General features: G+C 63.4%; 16 protein-coding genes. 4 read left to right on the top strand and 12 right to left on the bottom strand.

Annotation, left to right across the window (positions count from 1 at the left end):
- Positions 1 to 8 precede the first annotated feature (8 nt).
- Together DFO58_RS00965 and DFO58_RS00960 are read right to left on the bottom strand one after the other, a co-directional pair.
- Complete coding sequence (locus DFO58_RS00965; protein ID WP_183043073.1) at positions 9 to 632, bottom strand: TlpA disulfide reductase family protein; 624 nt, start codon at positions 630 to 632, stop codon at positions 9 to 11.
- A 6-nt stretch (positions 633 to 638) separates the two neighbouring features.
- Positions 639 to 1,301, bottom strand: coding sequence for a histidine phosphatase family protein (locus tag DFO58_RS00960; protein ID WP_053798587.1), 663 nt, complete (start codon positions 1,299 to 1,301; stop codon positions 639 to 641).
- A 217-nt stretch (positions 1,302 to 1,518) separates the two neighbouring features.
- Between DFO58_RS00960 and DFO58_RS00955 the strand changes: the two genes are divergently transcribed.
- Positions 1,519 to 2,292 carry a proline-rich domain-containing protein gene (locus DFO58_RS00955; RefSeq protein ID WP_120989101.1) on the top strand — a complete coding sequence of 258 codons (774 nt, stop codon included), beginning with the start codon at positions 1,519 to 1,521 and terminating at the stop codon, positions 2,290 to 2,292.
- 78 nt (positions 2,293 to 2,370) lie between these two features.
- Here the strand turns inward: DFO58_RS00955 and DFO58_RS00950 are convergent, their stop codons facing one another.
- Positions 2,371 to 3,006 carry a redox-sensing transcriptional repressor Rex gene (locus DFO58_RS00950; RefSeq protein ID WP_082124070.1) on the bottom strand — a complete coding sequence of 212 codons (636 nt, stop codon included), beginning with the start codon at positions 3,004 to 3,006 and terminating at the stop codon, positions 2,371 to 2,373.
- A gap of 60 nt (positions 3,007 to 3,066) precedes the next feature.
- Positions 3,067 to 3,303, bottom strand: coding sequence for a glutaredoxin family protein (locus tag DFO58_RS00945; protein WP_047119814.1), 237 nt, complete (start codon positions 3,301 to 3,303; stop codon positions 3,067 to 3,069).
- Positions 3,304 to 3,374: 71 nt separating this feature from the next.
- Between DFO58_RS00945 and DFO58_RS00940 the strand changes: the two genes are divergently transcribed.
- A complete protein-coding gene (locus tag DFO58_RS00940) occupies positions 3,375 to 4,181 on the top strand; it encodes an HAD-IB family hydrolase (RefSeq protein ID WP_047119815.1) in 807 nt (268 codons plus the stop codon).
- A gap of 104 nt (positions 4,182 to 4,285) precedes the next feature.
- On the opposite strand, the gene DFO58_RS00935 is transcribed toward DFO58_RS00940, so the two are convergent.
- The 5 genes from DFO58_RS00935 to DFO58_RS00915 form a co-directional block, all read right to left on the bottom strand.
- A complete protein-coding gene (locus DFO58_RS00935) occupies positions 4,286 to 4,384 on the bottom strand; it encodes an AURKAIP1/COX24 domain-containing protein (protein WP_005504750.1) in 99 nt (32 codons plus the stop codon).
- Between the two features lie 139 nt (positions 4,385 to 4,523).
- Positions 4,524 to 4,748, bottom strand: a complete 225-nt coding sequence (locus tag DFO58_RS00930) for a helix-turn-helix domain-containing protein (RefSeq protein WP_047119816.1) — start codon at positions 4,746 to 4,748, stop codon at positions 4,524 to 4,526.
- 265 nt (positions 4,749 to 5,013) lie between these two features.
- Positions 5,014 to 6,357: an NADP-specific glutamate dehydrogenase gene (gdhA, locus tag DFO58_RS00925; protein ID WP_047119817.1), complete on the bottom strand. Its 1,344-nt coding sequence runs from the start codon at positions 6,355 to 6,357 to the stop codon at positions 5,014 to 5,016.
- A gap of 194 nt (positions 6,358 to 6,551) precedes the next feature.
- Positions 6,552 to 6,995, bottom strand: a complete 444-nt coding sequence (locus tag DFO58_RS00920; RefSeq protein WP_047119818.1) for a metalloregulator ArsR/SmtB family transcription factor — start codon at positions 6,993 to 6,995, stop codon at positions 6,552 to 6,554.
- 111 nt (positions 6,996 to 7,106) lie between these two features.
- Complete coding sequence (locus DFO58_RS00915; RefSeq protein ID WP_113607476.1) at positions 7,107 to 8,276, bottom strand: acetoin utilization protein AcuC; 1,170 nt, start codon at positions 8,274 to 8,276, stop codon at positions 7,107 to 7,109.
- A gap of 202 nt (positions 8,277 to 8,478) precedes the next feature.
- Here DFO58_RS00915 and DFO58_RS00910 point away from each other — a divergent pair, with 202 nt between their 5' ends.
- Both DFO58_RS00910 and DFO58_RS00905 read left to right on the top strand, forming a co-directional pair.
- Positions 8,479 to 9,912 (top strand): potassium transporter TrkG, encoded by a 1,434-nt coding sequence (locus DFO58_RS00910; RefSeq protein WP_047119820.1) that lies wholly within the window; start codon positions 8,479 to 8,481, stop codon positions 9,910 to 9,912.
- Positions 9,905 to 10,576: a TrkA family potassium uptake protein gene (locus DFO58_RS00905; protein ID WP_047119821.1), complete on the top strand. Its 672-nt coding sequence runs from the start codon at positions 9,905 to 9,907 to the stop codon at positions 10,574 to 10,576. Before DFO58_RS00910 ends, DFO58_RS00905 begins: the two co-directional genes overlap by 8 nt.
- A 12-nt stretch (positions 10,577 to 10,588) precedes the next feature.
- On the opposite strand, the gene DFO58_RS00900 is transcribed toward DFO58_RS00905, so the two are convergent.
- The 3 genes from DFO58_RS00900 to DFO58_RS00890 all read right to left on the bottom strand — a co-directional run bounded on the left by DFO58_RS00900 (position 10,589) and on the right by DFO58_RS00890 (position 13,553).
- Positions 10,589 to 11,764 (bottom strand): FAD-dependent oxidoreductase, encoded by a 1,176-nt coding sequence (locus tag DFO58_RS00900; protein ID WP_047119822.1) that lies wholly within the window; start codon positions 11,762 to 11,764, stop codon positions 10,589 to 10,591.
- Between the two features lie 120 nt (positions 11,765 to 11,884).
- Positions 11,885 to 12,727, bottom strand: coding sequence for a pyrroline-5-carboxylate reductase (gene proC, locus DFO58_RS00895; protein ID WP_120989100.1), 843 nt, complete (start codon positions 12,725 to 12,727; stop codon positions 11,885 to 11,887).
- A gap of 4 nt (positions 12,728 to 12,731) precedes the next feature.
- The gene (locus tag DFO58_RS00890) at positions 12,732 to 13,553 is read right to left on the bottom strand and encodes a sugar phosphate isomerase/epimerase (protein WP_181728120.1); all 822 of its coding nucleotides are present in this window, start codon (positions 13,551 to 13,553) and stop codon (positions 12,732 to 12,734) included.
- Positions 13,554 to 13,595: the final 42 nt, after the last annotated feature.

The raw sequence follows: 13,595 nt of genomic DNA, 5'->3' as shown, positions 1-13,595 counted from the left end.
TGCTCAGCTCACAACTCTTCGGTCAGAGCGGTGCCGATCAGCGATTTCAGGGTGCTCGGCTCGACGGCCCCGATGACGCGGGCACGGACCCGGCCCTTGCGGTCCAGGATCAGCGTGGACGGGACGGCCTGCAATGGGACGTACTTGGTCATGGCCAGCTGGATGTCGCCGCTGGTGTCCTGGACTGATTCGTACGGGATCTCGAAGGTGCGTTCGAAAGCCTTGGCAGCTTCCGCTTCGTCTCGGACGTTGACGCCGAGGAAATTGACCTTGCCCTTGAATTCCTCGGCCAGTTCCTTTAGGTGAGGTGCTTCGATACGGCATGGTGCGCACGCGGCGTACCAGAAGTTCAAGACCACCGGCTGGCCCTGCCAGTCAGCGGTAGCCACCGCAGTTCCCTGATAGGTCTTGGCTTCGATTTTCACTGGATCCGTGCGCAGGTCAGGGGTGTATTCCTGCACTGCCCCGTCGCCTGCGATGTAGTTCTTGCCGTCGCCGCTGTTGGCCTGAGCGGTGAGATTATCCTCCTTGGCCGAACACGCCGCCAACGGCACCACAGCCGCCGCCACTATCAACGTACGCAACATGGTGCGCCGAGACAGCGGACGAGAATTCTGCACGGGATCAATCATTTTGCTTCAGGCTCCAGGGATGTTTGCCGCGCCCGCAAGAAGCTCGGGGCTCGGTTCGGTGTAACGCACGGAGAGGATGTCATCTCCATCGAATTCAAAGCTGGTAATTGAGGTCAGCGTGCACTCGCGCTTGCGCGGATCGTGCCACAGCGGCTTGCCTTCGGCGGCGCGCCGGGTGACCCAGATGGGAAGCTGGTGGCTGACAATCACGATTTCGACACCGTCGCCGTGCTCTTCGAGCGCGGCCTTGCGGTGGAAGTCCATGGCCTCGCGCATGCGGGCGACCTGCTCGACGTAGGGTTCGCCCCAGGACGGCTTGAGGGGGTTGACCAGCAGCGGCCAGTAGCGAGGGCTCTTCAGATGTTGCGCGACCTTGGACAGTCCCTGCAGTTGGTTGTCTGCCTCGATGACCCGGTCATCGGTGAGAATCGGCAGCTCCAGCGCCTGCGCCGTGGGGGCTGCGGTCTGCTGGGCCCGGACTAGTGGCGAGGCGACGATCCGGACGATGTTTCCACCGGAGGCCTGGTGCTTGGCGAAGTAGTCGCCGGCCCCATCGGCCATCTTGAATCCCAGCTCTGACAGGCCGAAACCGGGGATTCGTCCATAAAGAACGCGATCCGGGTTGAAAACTTCCCCGTGGCGCAGCAAATGAACAGTCGAGATTGGCATGTTTCCAGTGTCTCAAAGAATCAACCTAAAAGATGAATAATGTGCTCACCGTCAACGATTCACAGGGCTTGCATGGGAATCGCAAATGGAAAACCATCCTTTCGGATAGGGTGTATCACAAAGCTCGGCGACTAGTCTTGAGAGTACGAGAATGCACACGGAATCAGGCATGTGGAACCTTCGTGATTTCCTGCCGGTTCAACCTTTGAGGACACAGATGAGCAACTACGATCCGAACCAGCCGGGCCAGCCCTACGACCCCAATTCCGGGTCCAACGCTTCGAACCCGAATCCCTATGGACAAAACCCCTACGGCCAGAACCAGCCAGGCGGGAATCCCTATGGCCAGAACCCGTACGGGCAGCCGCAATCCCCTGAGCCGTCGTTCGACCCCTACGGCCAGCAACAGGGAGGCTACACGCCGGTCCAGCCTCCGGCGCAGCGTCCCAAGACCCTGCAGTGGGCCTTCTTGCTGATCCTGCTCTCGGGAATCGTCAATGCCATTGCCACCTGGTTCATGTTCAATTCGAACATGTTCGCCAACATGATCACCTCGCAGTGGTCGCTGTTGCAGGAGCAGATGCAGAACGACCTGCAGGCGAATCCGCAGTTGGCCGATGACCCGTTCCTCGAGCAGATGCTCAGCAGCCCCGAAGCATTCATGGCCGAGTTCAACTCCGTGATGTCCGGCTTCATGATCACCTCCGCTGTCGTCAGCATTGCCCTGTACTTCCTGGTGGGCTTCTTCGTGGGCCGCGGCGTGAGCACCATGCGCATCATCGCCACCGTGCTGGCAGTGCTTTCGCTGCTGGGACTGTCGATGTCCATTGCCACGGTGTCCATGTTCGGTGATGCCCAGGCAGGCTTGCTGAACGCGCTGATCGTGCTGGCAGTCGGTCTCGGCGTAGCCGGCGTGGTCTTCTCCTGGTTGCGTCCATCCTCGGAATACATCGTTGCCCGACGCATGTCGCGTCGGGCCGGCTACCGCTAAAAGCGGCAGCGCAGACAACGCAGAGGCGGCCTGAACCCGGAAGGGTTCAGGCCGCCTCTGCGTTTGCCCAAAAAATTGTTATGGCTGAACGGCCAGATACGCCAAGATCTGAAGCTCGGTGGACAGGTCCACCCGGCGCAGGTTCATGCCGCGCGGAACAACCAGTGGTTTGGGCGCAAAGGACAGCACGGAATTCACGCCCAGCTCCCCCAGCTCATAGATTAGGTCCTGGGCGGCATCGCCGGGGACCGCCAGCACCGCGATATTGATCTCTTCGCGGCGTACCACCTCGGCCAGGTCATTGCGCGACTCGACATGCAGGTTCCCGACGTCCGTGCCTACCAGGTCGGGCGAGACGTCGAGGATAGCCCTGACCTTGAAGCCGCGGGTGGTGAAGCCTGCATAGCCGCTGAGCGCTCGGCCCAGGTTGCCGGCGCCGAGGATCAGCACGCGCCAGTCCCGGTTCAGGCCCAGCGTGTTGTTGATGTGCTCCGAGAGCTCACGTACGACATAGCCCACGCCGCGGGTGCCGTAGGAACCCAACCACGACAAGTCCTTGCGCAGGATCGCTGGATTAACGCCGGATTCCTTGGCCAGCACCCCGGAGCTGGTGCGTTCCATTCCCCGTGATTCAAGGGCATTCAGCGCCCGTAGGTACTGGGTCAGGCGTGCAACCGTGGCTTCAGGAAGCACCTTTGCCTCAAGCTCGGACATGCCGCGTCCCCCCATCGGTTTGATTCCCCAAGGCACGCTGGTAGCGCGCGGTCGTGTTCATTAGCTGCTGAGCAGACGTTCAAGCCGGACCGGGTCGATGGTCCAGAAATCCCTGACCTGCCCGTCGATCATCAGCACCGGGACTTCTTCATGATGTCGCTCGAGCAGCTTCGGGTCGCCGTCGATGTCCAGCTCGGTGAACTGCATCTCCAGTCGGTTGGTGACCTCGCTGACGGTCGCCCGTGCGGCCTCGCAAAGGTGGCATCCTTGGCGTACCAGCAACTGAATTTCATGCATTGTCTTCACTCCTTCATATTCTCATGAGCCCCGACGGGTCTTAAACTTCGCAATGAAATAAACTGGAGCAAATGCCTTCCATCGATTCAGCCTCCGCGCCCGAGCCCGAGCAGCGTCCCGAAATCGTCGCCGCATTTTTCGACGTCGACAACACCCTGGTTCGCGGCGCCTCGCTCTATCTCTTGGCCCGCAAATTGCATGAACACCGGTTCTTCCGCATGCGCGAGATCCTGTGGTTCGCGCTCAAGCAGCTGCGCTTCGCGGCCCGCGGCGAGCACCTGGGTGATATCCACCAGATCCGCGACCGCGCCCTGCTCATGGCGAAGGGCATCAAGGTTTCCGAAATCGAGGAGATCGGCAACGAGATCTTCGACGAGTACATCGAGCCCAAGCTGTGGCGCGGAACCGTGGCCATCGCCCACCAGCATCTGACGGTGGGCCGCGAAGTCTGGCTCGTCACGGCCACTCCCCTTGAAGTGGCCAACGTCATCTCCGACCGGTTGAAGCTGTCCGGCGCGCTGGGCACCGTGGTGGAGAGCGTGGACGGGGTCTATACCGGAGCGCTGGCAAGCCCCATTCTCCACGCCGCGGAGAAGGCGCAGGCAGTCCGCGCCCTGGCCAAGGAACGCGGGATCAAGCTGTCCAAGTCCTGGGCCTACTCGGACTCCTACAACGACGTCCCGCTGCTCGAAGCGGTGGGGCATCCGGTCTGCATCAATCCAGATGCCCGGCTGCGCGCCTATGCCAAGCGCCGCGGCTGGCAGGTCTACGACTTCCGCACAGGACAGCGCGCCGCCAAGTTCAGCCTGAAAGCCGCTGGCGTCATCGGATTCATCTGGGCCGCCAAGCGGTCTCTCAAGGACCGCAGCGGCCGCTAGCAGGGCCCCTGCGGCTTACTGCGGGTAAAGCAATCGCCACCGTCCAGGACAGAATCCTGATGCGGTGGCGATGAATGCCAAGCGGCAAGCTGCTCGAAGTAAATTTACTTCTTATTGCGACGCTGGTGGCGGGTCTTACGAAGCAATTTGCGGTGCTTCTTCTTCGACATACGCTTGCGGCGCTTCTTGATAACAGAGCCCATATTGGTTCCTCACAAACTAATTAAAATGCGCCAACCTCGATGCTCCCCCTGCGCCGAAGCACACGGCAAGGTTGACCGGACGTTAAACGTTCCTTAATAGATTACCCGCTTTTCGGCCATGCTCTGACCACCGCTTGGCTTATCGACCGAGGGAACCCGTGCCGCGTTGCGGATCGATTGCCGCAGACTGCAGATAGGTTTCTACGGCGTTTTCCGGAACGCGATAGGAGCGACCAAACTGAACCGCAGGCAGATCGCCCGCATGGATCAGACGATAAACCGTCATTTTGGAAACGCGCATCATGTCGGCCACCTCGGCCACCGTCATGAAACGGGCTCCTGCAAAATTCTGTTTATCCTGCATGCGGGATATTCTCCTGACGCTGATCTCTTTGTTCGTCGCGTGACTAGCACACGTGAACTTACACGACTTTGGATCAACACCGGCGATCGGATTCACGTTTGCTTTGTACCAGTCTAGTCGCACTTTCATAACTTTCGCATCACGAAACACACACGTGTCACGGACAATCCGACTTTTTACCGGGCAACGACAGCAGCCCAGTGTATCTGAAGTGTTTTCCACTTCACATACTCTGGGCTACAGGTACTCCGGCTGCTACTAGGCGCTAGATAAGGCCCTGGGCCAGCATTGCGTCAGCGACCTTGACGAAGCCCGCAATGTTGGCGCCGGCCACGTAGTTGCCCGGCATGCCGTACTCGTCCGCAGTGGCTGCGCAACGGTCGTGGATGCCAACCATGATTTCGCTCAGGCGGCGTTCGGTGTGGTTGAAGGACCACGAGTCGCGGCTGGCGTTCTGCTGCATTTCCAACGCAGAGGTGGCCACGCCGCCGGCGTTGGCGGCCTTGCCGGGGCCGAAGAGCACCCCAGCGTCCTGGAAGACCGAGGTCGCTTCCGCGGTGGTCGGCATGTTGGCGCCTTCGGCGACGGCGATGGTGCCTGCGGCAACCATCTTCTTGGCCGAGGCCGCGCCCAATTCGTTCTGGGTGGCGCATGGCAGGGCCACGGTACCCGGCACGTCCCAGACGTTGCCGCTTTCGACGTACTTGACCTTCTTGCTGCCGCGGCGTTCGGCGTACTCGGAGATGCGGCCGCGCTCGACTTCCTTGATCTGGCGCAGCAGGTCCAGGTCGATGCCGCCCTCGTCCACGATGAATCCGCCCGAGTCGGAGGCGGTAACGACATTGGCGCCCAGGGACTGAGCCTTTTCGATGGCGTGCAGGGCCACGTTGCCGGAGCCGGAGACGATGACGCGCTGGCCGTCGAAGGACAGGCCGCGGGTCTTGAGCATTTCCTCGGTGAAGATGACGGCGCCGTAGCCGGTAGCCTCCGGACGGACCAGCGAGCCGCCCCAGGACAGGCCCTTGCCGGTGAGGACGCCGGACTCGTAGCGGTTGGTGATGCGCTTGTACTGGCCGAACAGGTAGCCGATTTCGCGGCCACCGACGCCGATGTCGCCTGCAGGCACGTCGGTGTATTCGCCGATGTGGCGGTACAGCTCGGTCATGAAGGACTGGCAGAAGCGCATGACTTCGCCGTCGGACTTGCCGCGCGGGTCGAAGTCAGAGCCGCCCTTGCCGCCGCCGATTGGCATGCCGGTCAGGGAGTTCTTGAAGATCTGCTCGAAACCAAGGAACTTGACGATGCCCAGATAGACGGATGGGTGGAAGCGCAGGCCGCCCTTGTAAGGGCCCAGCGCAGAGTTGAATTCAACGCGGAAGCCGCGGTTGATCTGGACCTTGCCGTCGTCGTCGACCCAGGGAACGCGGAAAATGATCTGGCGTTCAGGTTCACACAGACGCTGCAGAATGGCGGCTTCGGCGTATTCAGGGTGCTTCAGCGATACCGCTTCAAGGCTTTCAAAAACCTCGGTGACTGCCTGGTGGAACTCTGCTTCGCCGGGATTGCGGCGGAAGACTTCGTCGCGAATCGTCGCTAAGTGCTTATCCAAGTTTCTCTCCTCATCACTTGGGGCAGGCACGGGCCGTGACGGGGCCACAAAATACCCGGCGTCACTGCCCCAGACACGAGAATGCCATGCAAGGCGATCTGAACGAAAATTTCACGTTACAAAACAGGAATGTCCGCGTAACGTAAATTTTTGGCCATTTTGTCGACCCAGCGCGCGATCCACTGGTCAAATGTCTACCGGCGGCGCCCGAAACGCGGTAGCTTGTCGAAAAATTCCTGGGCTCGGCCCGTGACTTGTTCAAGCCCGCGGCCTACACTTCGACCCAAATGCTGCGCAGCGGGCGCGGTGCCGGCGAGGTCGTCCTGGACCTCGTTGCGCGCCACCTCTTCCAGCTGCGCCGGGGAATCCGGAACCGGCAGGATATCGGCGCACCAGCCAAGCAGCACCTCGACCGCTTCGGTATCGATGCTGTAGATGCGCCGCTGCCCGGCCGCCGTCATGCTGACCAGGTTGGCCTCGCGCAGCACCTTCAGGTGCTTGGAAACCGTCGGCTGGGAAATTTCCAGCTCGGTTACCAGCGAACCCACTGCCTTGGGTTCGGATTTCAATGCTTCAATGATCCTGCGCCGCGTCGGCTCAGCCAACGCAGAAAAAACTTCGTCTATAGCCACAGACATAACCCTAGCGGCATATGACCGATCTGCAACGTAGGCATATGTCTGCGAATGGCAACAGCCTTGCAGGATTTGCCGCGTCCCGCCCCGCAGCGCTGGATGAAACGCCGGCCGCTAATCGAACCAGGGGTCCAGCCCGAACAGCGGGAACACTTCCTTGCGGGTGGCGATGATGGAGCGATCCACCGGGTCAGCCGGGTCGTAGCCCACTTCCCAGTTGCGCCACCACAGCTGGGCGTCGTCTCCCATGAGATAAGGCATCGCCCGGCCGTAGGTTTCCAGCACGTAGCGGCGGAATTTCTCCGGAACGTAGGTGCGCAGCGGAACCGGCTTGCCGGCTACGATTGCCGTCAGGTGCGTCCAGGTGCGCGGCACGACGGCGGTGACGTTGTAGCCGCCCCCACCGGTCGCCAACCAGCGGCCTTCGCACAGTTCGTCGGCAAGCTGGGAGATGTCCATGGCCACCTGGCGCTGGGCATCCACCGAAAGCTTCAGGTTGGTCATGTCGTCATCGCGGTGCGCGTCGCATCCGTGCTGGGAGACGATCACCTCCGGCTTGAAGGCGCGCACCAGCTGCGGAACGACCGCATGGAAGGCGCGCATCCACCCGGCATCCGAGGTCATGGCCGGCACCGCGATGTTCACGGCACTGCCCTCGGCCTTGGGCCCGCCGATCTCGTTGGCGAAGCCGGTGCCCGGGAACAGGCTCAGGCCCGATTCGTGGATGGAGATGGTCAACACGCGCTCGTCGTCCCAGAAGATCGATTCGGTGCCGTCGCCGTGATGCGCATCCACGTCGATGTACACCACGCGCTGCGCCCCGCGCTCGAGCATACGGTGGATGGCTGCGGCGGCATCGTTGTAGATGCAGAAGCCGCTGGCCTTGCTGCGCGCGGCGTGGTGCATGCCGCCGGCGAAGTTGACGGCGCGCACGGTGGTTTCGTCCATGATCGCGTCTGCCGCGATGACCGAGCCGCCCACGATGCGGGCCGCAGCCTCGTGCATCCCGGCGAATACCGGATCGTCCTCGGTGCCCAGCCCGAAATCCTCGGCGACAATGCTCGGATCAAGGCTGACCTTGCGTACCTGGTCGATAAATGACTGGTCATGCACCGTGGCGATCACGGAGTCTTCCGCCACCGCCGGGGGCTCGATGCTGATATTCGGCGCACCCAGGACATTGAGCTGTTCGCTGAGCCGATAGGTCAGTTCCAGTCGGGCCGGATGCATCGGGTGCCAGTCGCTAAATTTGTATTGCAGGTACTTCTCGTCCCACATCACCATCGTTGGTCGTGGGGCATGCTGGGGCTCTAACACAATTTCAGGCTACCTGATCGTGATGCAACTCATGCATTTGTGGCGTCCTGATTGCTCCGGAGCCTGAGGACATGGCCGTTGGACGGGCGAAGTCGCCGTCAACCGCGTAAATTACATGGAGTAGGGTTTCCAGACATTGATCTCCTAGGGAAAGACCGAGCCTATTCCAATGAGCAGCTTGAGCGGTCCGGGCGCCGGAAGGCAGCCCGGCGAATCGCGCGGCGAGGCGCGCCGCAGGTGGCTGGCGTTGCGCACGTTGATCGCCAACTTCACCATCCGCTCTCCCGCCCGTCTGGCCTTAAGCTCCTTCCTGATCGTCATCACCCTGTTCACCTCGCTGCTGGCCGCGCCGTTCGCTTCCGCGACCGGCAAGCCCACGCCACTGCACGATGCGCTGTTCACCGCCGTGTCCTCGGTCTGCGTGACCGGGCTGACCACGGTCTCGACCGCAGAGCACTGGTCCTTCGCTGGACAGCTGGTGATGATCGTGGGCACCTTCGTCGGTGGCTTGGGCATCCTGACTCTCGCCTCGATCATGTCCCTGGCGGTCTCCCGCAAGCTCGGCGTGCGTGCGAAGCTAATGGCGCAGAACTCCATGAACACCTCTGGAGCTTCCGCGCTGGGCGAGGTCGGCTCGCTGCTGCGCATCGTGATCCTGACGGCCATCAGCCTGCAGGCGCTGATCGCGCTGCTGCTGATCCCGCGCTTCTACATCCTCGGCGAGAGCCTGCTCTCCTCCATCTGGCACGGCGTGTTCTATGCGGTCTCCGCGTTCAACAACGCAGGCTTCACGCCCCACTCCGACGGGCTGGTGCCCTACGAGACCGACCTGTGGATCCTCGGGCCGCTGATGGCCGGCGTGTTCGTCGGTTCGCTGGGCTTCCCGGTGATCATGGTGCTGCTGGCCAACCGCTTCAATACCAAGAAGTGGAACCTGCACACCAAGCTGACGCTACTGGTGACCACCATCCTGCTGGTTTCCGGCGCGCTGCTGTGGCTGCTGGCCGAATGGAACAATCCCAAGACCATCGGCACGCTGAGCATGTCGGACAAGCTGATCCATGCCTTGTTCTCCTCCGTCATGATGCGTTCGGGCGGCATGAACCTGGTGGACCAGAACGACATCCACGAAGTCACCATGCTGATCACCGACGCGATGATGTTCGCCGGCGGCGGCTCGGCCTCCACGGCCGGCGGCATCAAGGTCACCACCATCGCCGTGATGTTCCTGGCTATCATGGCCGAGGTGCGCGGCGACAGCGAGACCCGCGCCTTCGGCCGCCGCATCCCGGAGGAAACCATGCGCGTGGCCATCTCGGTGGTCGCCCTGGGCGCCTCGCTGGTCGCGCTGGCCACGGGCCTGCTGGTGACCATCGATGAAGAGGTGGGCATTTCGCGGGCGCTGTTCGAGTCCATCTCCGCCTTCGCCACGGTGGGGTTGAGCACCGGCGTCTCCCAGGAGATGCCTCCGGCCGGCAAGTACGTGCTCAGCGCCCTCATGTTCGCAGGCCGCATCGGCAGCATCACCCTGGCCAGCGCCCTGACCATGAGACATCGCGATACGCTGTACAAGCTCCCGGAAGAAAGGCCGATCATTGGCTGACAAGAACATTGACCACAACGCCCCGGTACTGGTGATCGGGCTGGGCCGCTTCGGCGCGTCCGTCGCCGAAACCCTGGTCAAGCAGGGGCGCGAGGTCCTGGCCATTGAACGCAGCCCGGAACTGGTCCAGCAGTGGGCCAGCACGCTGACCCACGTGGTCGCCGCGGACGCGACCAACATCGACGCGCTGCGCCAGCTCGGCGCGCAGGAATTCTCCTCCGCGGTGGTCGGCGTGGGCACCTCCATCGAATCCTCCGTGCTGATCACGGTGAACCTGGTGGACCTGGGCATCGAGCACCTGTGGGTCAAGGCCATCACCCCGTCCCACGGCAAGATCCTCACCCGCATCGGCGCGAACCACGTGATCTACCCCGAGGCGGATGCCGGGGTGCGCGCCGCGCACCTGGTGGGCGGTCGCATGCTCGACTTCATCGAATTCGACGACGGCTTCGCGATCGTGAAGATGTACCCGCCGAAGGAGACCCAGGGCTTCACCCTCGGCGAGTCCCAGGTTCGCTCCAAATACGGCGTCACCATTGTCGGGGTGAAGTCCCCGGGCGAGGACTTCACCTACGCGGTGCCCGACACCATGGTCACCCGGCGCGACATGCTGATCGTCTCCGGGCACGTGGATTTGCTCGAACGCTTCGCGGCGCGTCCGTAGCCCTGCCGGCTCTCAGCGCACCGGTTGCGCGGGCTCCGGCGGTATCCACCCCATCGCAGCATCAGCGCCGCGGGTGAGCAGGGCCGGGGGCGTGAGTCTCATCAGGGCATTGCGCATCGGCTGGCGCCAGCCGCCGCCAAGGTGCGCGCCGAACCGGGCCGACAGCCCGGCGGCTCTGGATAGCGCGCTGCACCGCGGCCGGCGGGCTTGGTCGAAGCCTTCAAGCGCCGCGCTGAGCGAACCGCCGGCGGCTACTGGATGGCCCACGAGCAGCCCCACGCACAGGCCGTCCTCCAACGCCGTTGCCACACCCTGGCCCATGGTCGGCAGGAAGCCGTGCGCGGCGTCGCCGATCATGACCACCCGGCCCAGCGCATAGCGCGGCACCCCGCCCGGCAGATGGTAGACATCATGGCGCAAGAGCGCTCCCGGGTCCGTGGCGGCAAGAAGCCGTTGCACGGGGTCCGCCCAACCTGCGAAACGCTCGCGGGCGGCGGCGAGCTCGTCCTCGATCACGGTGAGCTCGGGCATCGAGACGTATCCGTACCAATAGGTCTGCTCGGCGTCTACCGGCATGAAACCGAACTCTGCTTCCGCACCCCAATACTGGCGCAGCGTGCGGCCGTTCGAAATACCGGGAATCACCGCCCGCCAGCTGGAGAATCCGCTGTAGGCCAAGGTGCTGGATGGAAAAAGCTTTTCACGGATCGTGCTGCGCATGCCGTCGGCTGCCACCACCAAGTCCGCCTCGTGCCCGGCCACCTGCGCCAGCGCCCCCTCGGGGTCGCCGGGCGACACCTGGGCCACTTGAACACCGGTCAGGATTGAAACACCCTGGGCCTCCGCCCGGTGGTGAAGTGCTTGGTGCAGGCGACGCCGGTGCACGCCGGTCACCGCTACCGCTTCACGAACCACCGGGTCCTCGGGAATCGCGAGGATAGGTGTGCCCTTGGCCGTCCAGGTACCTTCGGCAACGGTCGGGAAGCCGAGCGCCCGGGCCTGCTCTGGCTCGAAGCCCAGACCCAGGAAAGCGGCCACCGCATTGCGGGACATCGCCACGCCTGCGCCGACTTCGCCAAGCTCCCCGCGGCGTTCCAGGACCGTGACCTGCCATCCCTGTCCGGCCAAAGAAATCGCCGCCGCAAGTCCTGCAATTCCGCCGCCCACGACGACTGCGCTATGGGCCATGATGCCTCCTTGGCGTCTTCTTCCTTGACTGGAAGCTACTGCCTGCCAGACGCCTTCAGGAAGGACCTTCCAAGGCGATGGCCGCCTGCTTCCGCCGGGCGCAGGCAGGGTGCCAAGCGGCTAGCCCAGTTCCCGGCTCAGGTGCGCGGCGCGTTCGGAGGCCGCGCGGGCGCCGGCCTCGATGACGGCACGGATGCCTCCCTCGTCGAAGGCGGCGATGGCCCGCTCGGTGGTGCCGTTCGGGCTGGTGACTGCCTTGCGCAGTGCCGCCGGGTCGGCATCCGGATTGGACAGCATCTTGCCGGCGCCTGCCACGGTGGCCCGGGCGATGCTGGTGGACAGCTCGGCGTCCAGCCCCAGGGCGATGCCGGCCTTGGCCATGGCTTCGGCCAAGTAGAAGGCGTAGGCAGGGCCGGAGCCGGAAATCGCTGAGAGCGCGTTCTGCTGCTCCTCGTCGATCACGTGCACGTCCCCCGAGCCGGAGAGCAGGTCGGTCACGGACTGGACCTGCGCGTGGCTGACGGTGCTTGCCGGGGAGATTCCCACTACGCCGGCGCCCACCATCAGCGGGGTATTCGGCATGGAGCGGATGACCGGCTGGCCTGCGGGCAGCTTGTCCTGCATGGAGGCCAGGGTGATGGCTGCAGCGACCGAAACCACCACGGTGCCCGGCTTCAGGGCCGGGGCGATCTCCTCGCACAGGGCGGTGATGCCCACCGGCTTCACACCCAGGAAGACCACGTCGGCGTCCGCGGCGGCGCTCCGGTTCGCCTCCTCGTCCTGTGAATTGACCAGCACGGCAATGCCCAGTTCGCGCAGCTCGTCCACGCGGTTCTCGCTGCGCACGGTGGCCGTGACCAGTTTCGGGTCGTGGCCCGAGGCCAGGATGCCGCGCAGGATGGCGCCGTTCATGGAACCGGCGCCAAGGAAGGACAGTTTCAGATTGCTGGTTGCTTCGCTCATATGGCTATTTTGCCACTGGCTTGGGATCTTTGCTGACGTTGAAGTGATCCCGGGCGAATTGCAAGGTGTTGCCCAGCCATTCTTCCTTCTGGCCGGCGTTCTTGGCCTTGCGCGTGGAGACTTCCACGGCGATCACGCCTTCCCAGTCGCTCTCATGCAGGTACTGCAGGGATTCCGAGACCCGCTGGGTTCCCAGGCCGGGGACCAGATGCTCGTCCTTGCCGTTGTCCAGGCCGTCGCACAAGTGCACGTGGGCCAGCCGGGCGCCCAGGTCCTCCATGGCCTGGCGCGAGTCCATGTTGGCGATGGCCGCGTGGGAGAAGTCCCAGGTGACGTGTTGGTAGGGCTGCGGAACGGGGTTCCAGTGCGGCAGGTACATCTTGGCCTCGCGGCCGCGGGCCCGCCATGGGTACATGTTCTCGACCGCGATCTTCATGCCGGTGCTCTCGGTGATGCGGTGCACGCCTTCGGCGAATTCCTCCGCGTAGCTGCCCTGCCAGCGGAACGGCGGGTGCGCCACCACGACGCTGGCCCCCACGGCCTGCGCGAGGATGACCGAACGCTCGATCTTGGCCCAGGCCGATCCCCACACCTGCTGGGTCAGCAGCAGGGTCGGCGCGTGGATCGCCATGATGGGCAGCTGGTACTTGTCCATCAGCGCCCGCAGCGCGGTGGCCGACTGGCTGGCCGCGTTGCCGGTGATCAGCACCTCCAAGCCGTCATAACCGACGTCTTTCGCGATGGCAAAGGCATCGTGGACCGTCAGCGGATAGACCGAGGCACTTGAAAGCGTCACCGGGACCTTCGCTGGTGAATGTGCTTCCATGGTCATGCCCTCCTAACCGAACCGGCTGACGCCGGTCGCTTA

The organism is Arthrobacter sp. AG1021 (genome assembly GCF_003633665.1).
Taxonomy (GTDB): Bacteria; Actinomycetota; Actinomycetes; order Actinomycetales; family Micrococcaceae; genus Glutamicibacter; species Glutamicibacter soli.
This window is presented reverse-complemented; position numbering and strand designations above follow the sequence as displayed.

What these genes read in the sequence shown, in the direction of transcription:
- DFO58_RS00945 (WP_047119814.1), bottom strand. Translation starts at nt 3,303, where the DNA reads ATGCATGAAATTCAGTTGCTGGTACGCCAAGGATGCCACCTTTGCGAG.
- DFO58_RS00950 (WP_082124070.1), bottom strand. Translation starts at nt 3,006, where the DNA reads ATGTCCGAGCTTGAGGCAAAGGTGCTTCCTGAAGCCACGGTTGCACGC.
- DFO58_RS00955 (WP_120989101.1), top strand. Translation starts at nt 1,519, where the DNA reads ATGAGCAACTACGATCCGAACCAGCCGGGCCAGCCCTACGACCCCAAT.
- DFO58_RS00915 (WP_113607476.1), bottom strand. Translation starts at nt 8,276, where the DNA reads ATGGTGATGTGGGACGAGAAGTACCTGCAATACAAATTTAGCGACTGG.
- DFO58_RS00890 (WP_181728120.1), bottom strand. Translation starts at nt 13,553, where the DNA reads ATGGAAGCACATTCACCAGCGAAGGTCCCGGTGACGCTTTCAAGTGCC.
- DFO58_RS00935 (WP_005504750.1), bottom strand. Translation starts at nt 4,384, where the DNA reads ATGGGCTCTGTTATCAAGAAGCGCCGCAAGCGTATGTCGAAGAAGAAG.
- DFO58_RS00940 (WP_047119815.1), top strand. Translation starts at nt 3,375, where the DNA reads ATGCCTTCCATCGATTCAGCCTCCGCGCCCGAGCCCGAGCAGCGTCCC.
- DFO58_RS00960 (WP_053798587.1), bottom strand. Translation starts at nt 1,301, where the DNA reads ATGCCAATCTCGACTGTTCATTTGCTGCGCCACGGGGAAGTTTTCAAC.
- DFO58_RS00900 (WP_047119822.1), bottom strand. Translation starts at nt 11,764, where the DNA reads ATGGCCCATAGCGCAGTCGTCGTGGGCGGCGGAATTGCAGGACTTGCG.
- DFO58_RS00930 (WP_047119816.1), bottom strand. Translation starts at nt 4,748, where the DNA reads ATGCAGGATAAACAGAATTTTGCAGGAGCCCGTTTCATGACGGTGGCC.
- DFO58_RS00920 (WP_047119818.1), bottom strand. Translation starts at nt 6,995, where the DNA reads ATGTCTGTGGCTATAGACGAAGTTTTTTCTGCGTTGGCTGAGCCGACG.
- DFO58_RS00965 (WP_183043073.1), bottom strand. Translation starts at nt 632, where the DNA reads ATGATTGATCCCGTGCAGAATTCTCGTCCGCTGTCTCGGCGCACCATG.
- DFO58_RS00910 (WP_047119820.1), top strand. Translation starts at nt 8,479, where the DNA reads ATGAGCAGCTTGAGCGGTCCGGGCGCCGGAAGGCAGCCCGGCGAATCG.
- proC (WP_120989100.1), bottom strand. Translation starts at nt 12,727, where the DNA reads ATGAGCGAAGCAACCAGCAATCTGAAACTGTCCTTCCTTGGCGCCGGT.